4 protein-coding genes and 1 pseudogene are annotated in these 3,570 nt (G+C 68.8%); 4 read left to right on the forward strand and 1 reads right to left on the reverse strand.

The features are described from left to right. Positions 1 to 219: pseudogene (locus SACPADRAFT_RS0205360) on the forward strand (LCP family protein); the annotation flags it as partial. Between the two features lie 134 nt (positions 220 to 353). Beyond that, on the forward strand, positions 354 to 869 hold the full coding sequence (locus SACPADRAFT_RS0205365) for a helix-turn-helix transcriptional regulator (protein ID WP_040923961.1): 516 nt from the start codon (positions 354 to 356) through the stop codon (positions 867 to 869). Here SACPADRAFT_RS0205365 and SACPADRAFT_RS0205370 read toward each other — a convergent pair. After that, positions 784 to 2,292 (reverse strand): flavin-containing monooxygenase, encoded by a 1,509-nt coding sequence (locus tag SACPADRAFT_RS0205370; protein WP_007026952.1) that lies wholly within the window; start codon positions 2,290 to 2,292, stop codon positions 784 to 786. The two genes, SACPADRAFT_RS0205365 and SACPADRAFT_RS0205370, sit on opposite strands and share 86 nt — an antisense overlap. A gap of 95 nt (positions 2,293 to 2,387) precedes the next feature. Between SACPADRAFT_RS0205370 and SACPADRAFT_RS0205375 the strand changes: the two genes are divergently transcribed. Next, positions 2,388 to 3,017 carry a TetR/AcrR family transcriptional regulator gene (locus SACPADRAFT_RS0205375; protein WP_028662236.1) on the forward strand — a complete coding sequence of 210 codons (630 nt, stop codon included), beginning with the start codon at positions 2,388 to 2,390 and terminating at the stop codon, positions 3,015 to 3,017. Positions 3,018 to 3,198: 181 nt separating this feature from the next. Continuing rightward, on the forward strand, positions 3,199 to 3,570 hold a 372-nt coding region (locus tag SACPADRAFT_RS32255; RefSeq protein ID WP_007026950.1), incomplete at its 3' end, for a hypothetical protein.

The raw sequence follows: 3,570 nt of genomic DNA on the forward strand, positions 1-3,570 counted from the left end.
CTGGCGGTGGAGACCGCGTCCGACGTCCCGGCCGGCCACGTCCGGGTGCTGCTGGCACCCGACTACAACTCCCACGGCAGCTCCACCCCGCCCGCCGCGGGCGGTGGCGCCCCGGCCGCGGGGGAAGCGGTGCCGGAGGCCCGTCCCGCGCCACGGCAGCAACCGAGTGACCGGAACGAACCACCGATCACCGCGGACCGGGTCGTCTGCGTCAACTGACCGCCACCACTACTCCGAACGGGTCATGTTGTCCGTTTCGGCGGAGTTTTTCGCGCTCGCGCGTAAGGACACGGCCGTCGACGCATTCCTCCCCTGTAGGAAACCGGTAGATGGTGACGGGCAGGGGTTGGCCAGTGCTGATCGAGACGGACAGATATCAACAGGTGTTGGGTGAGGAGCTGCGCAAGCTCAGGACAGCCAGGGGCTGGACCCGGAAGGAACTCAACGAACGGCTGCAGAGCGGGATCTCGCTGCAGACCCTGGCCACGTACGAGCTCGGGACGCGGCAGTGCTCGGTGGTGCGGTTGGCCGAGCTCTGCCTGGCCATGGACGAGCTCCCGCAGGACCTGTTGGCGCGGGTGCACCGCAGGTTGTTCGCCGAGCACCAGGGCAGGCTGAAGGTGTGCCTGGACGACGTGGTCGCCGACGACCAGCCCGAGCTGCTGCCGCTGCGCCGCTGGGCGCGCGGACGGCTCGCCGAGGGTGGTGCGGCCGAGGTGCAGTTCGACCGCACCACCCTGGAGCAGCTCGCGGCGTTGTGCGAACTCGGCACCGAGGAACTGGTCACCCGCCTGCGGCGGCTGTCCGCTCCGGCGCCGCAGACCGCCCGTGCAGGCGGAAGTCACGCGGATCGAGCTTGCGGGTCCTGAGCCAGTAGCGCCAGGTGAAACCGGGCCAGATGGTGCGGTTCACGCCCTGGCTGTCGAGGTACCAGCTCGTGCAGCCACCGCGCGTCCAGACACCCTTGGACAGTTTGCGCTGGATCTCGGCGTTGAACCGCGCCTGCGCCTCCGGTCGCACCTCGATCGCTCCGGCGCCCTCGGCCTCGACCCACCGGATCGCCTCGGCGATGTAGCGCACCTGCTGCTCGATCATGAACACGACCGAGTTGTGGCCCAGCCCGGTGTTCGGGCCGAGCAGGAAGTACAGGTTCGGGTACCCCGTGACGGTGATGCCGAGGTGGGTCTGCATGCCCTCCTCGGCCCACTGCTTGCCGAGGTTGGTCCCCTGCGCACCGATGATGTCGAGATCGTCGAAGGCGTCGGTGACGTGGAAGCCGGTGCCGTAGATGATGGCGTCCACCTCGTGCTCGACGCCCGCGGTGTCCACGATGCTGTGCGCGCGGACCTCGGCGACGCCGTCGGTGACGACGTCGACGTTGTCCCGGTTCATGGCCGGGTAGTAGTCGTTCGAGATCAGCACCCGCTTGCAGCCCATCACGTAGTCGGGCGTGAGCTTGGCCCGCAGTGCGGGGTCGTCGACGTGCCGGTCGATGTTGCGCTTGGCGATCTTCTGGGCGAACTTCATGATCCGCGGATCACCGTTGAACCCGACCGCGCGCAGTTCGAGCATCCAGTACAGCAGGTCGCGGTACACCCGTTGGACGCCGGGAACCCGGGAGAACAGCCGCTTCGCCCAGTCCGGCATCCGCCGGTCCGGCTTCGGCATGATCCACGGCGGGGTCCGCTGGAAGAGGGTGAGCCGCTCGACGTCCTTCGCGATCTCGGGCACGAACTGCACCGCGCTGGCCCCGGTGCCGATCACCGCGACCCGCTTGCCGCGCAGGTCGTAGTCGTGGTCCCACTGCGCCGAGTGGAACGTCGTGCCCCGAAAGGTCTCGATCCCCGGCAGGTGCGGGACCTGCGGGATGTGCAACGCCCCCACCCCGCAGACGAGGTGCCGGGCGACGAACTCCTCGCCCGCGGCCGTGCTGATGTACCAGCGGTGCTCGTCGGTGTCCCACCGCGCGCCGGTCAGCTCCCGCCCGAACCGGATGTGGCGGTAGAGGTCGTACTTCTCCGCCACCCCGCGGATGTAGTCGAAGATCTCCGGCTGCGGGGAGAACGAGCGCGACCACCCGGGGTTCTGTTCGAACGAGTACGAGTACATGTGCGACTGGATGTCACAGGCGCAGCCCGGATAGGTGTTGTCCCGCCAGGTGCCGCCGACCTCGTGCTCCTTCTCCAGGATGACGAAGTCGTCACGGCCGTCGGTGCGGAGCTGGATCGCCATGCCGAGTCCGGAGAACCCGGTTCCGACGACGACCACTCCGGTCTCGGTGCGTGTGCCCATGTCGCTGCCTCCATGCCGCTCTGCCTGGTCCCGGCGACCCTGTTACCGGCGGTTCACCTTACCGGCAGTAGGTTACCGGAAGTAGAATAGCGATCGTGAGCGCCAGTGCAAAGACCCCCGCCCGCCGCAAGCGCGTGCCCAGGGCCGAACGGGAACGGCAAATGGTCGAGGTCGCCGAACAGGTCTTCGCCGAGCTCGGCTACGCCGCGGCCTCGATGGACGAGATCGCCGAACGGGTGGGCGTGTCGAAACCGATGCTGTACGAGTACTTCCACTCCAAGGAGGGATTGCTGCTCGCCTGCATCCAGTCCGCCCGTGGGGAGTTGCGGGAGGTCACCGAACGCGCCGTCGTGGGGGCCACGACCGCCGAGGACGCGCTGCGCCGGGGGCTGTCGGCGTTCTTCGGATTCGTCCGCAGGCGCAGACAGGCGTGGTCGCTGCTGCGTAACGAGATGGCACTGGCCGGCACCTCGGCCGCCGACGAACTGGAGGCGACCCGCCGACAGCAGACGGATCTGATCGCGGGCGTGCTGGGCGGCTATCTCGCCGTCTCGGACCCGTCCCGCGCCCAGGCGTCGGCCGAGTTCGTCGTCGGCGGGTGCGAGCGGCTGGCCATCTGGTGCGAGCAGGACGACGAGATCACACCCGAAGTGGCCACGGATTACGCCATGGACCTCCTGTGGGGCGGGGTCAGTCACCTGGCGCAGGATCAATCGACCCACTGACACGCAGATTTCACCCACAGTGGTGAGCCGCTGAGATCGTTCTCACTCTGGGTAGCCTTTTCTCCGGTGTCGTGTTGCTGCGCGGCCTCCGACGTCACAAACTTGAATCATCGTCATAAAGGCAGCGAACCACGTCGCCGCACGCGGCCGGGTACCGCTGTCCGGAGAGGGGTGAACAGGGGTGCAGACAGTCACCGCGACCTACGCGCGCACGGACGAGAACTGGACGGTGCGCGTGTCCGGGCTCGGCCGGGAACTGGACGCCGAGGCGTCCGGGATCATCGCCGCCCGGGATCGCGCCGACCAGCTCGTGGACGAACTCGCCTCCGGCGGCGAGCAGCCCACCGTGGTCCACCTGATCGAGGGCAGCGCGGTGGAGTTCACCTCCACCTACATGGCCGCCCGCCTGGCCAAGGGCGAAGGCACCGGCGCCCCGGAGCGGTCCGGGACGACCACGCGGGCCGCGGAATCCGCCACCGCGGCGGAGCGTGCCGACGCGGGAACCCGGGAGAGCACGACCGAAGCCGACCCGGCGGACGACGGCAACGGCGCG

This window comes from Saccharomonospora iraqiensis subsp. paurometabolica YIM 90007 (assembly GCF_000231035.2).
Taxonomy (GTDB): domain Bacteria; phylum Actinomycetota; class Actinomycetes; order Mycobacteriales; family Pseudonocardiaceae; genus Saccharomonospora; species Saccharomonospora paurometabolica.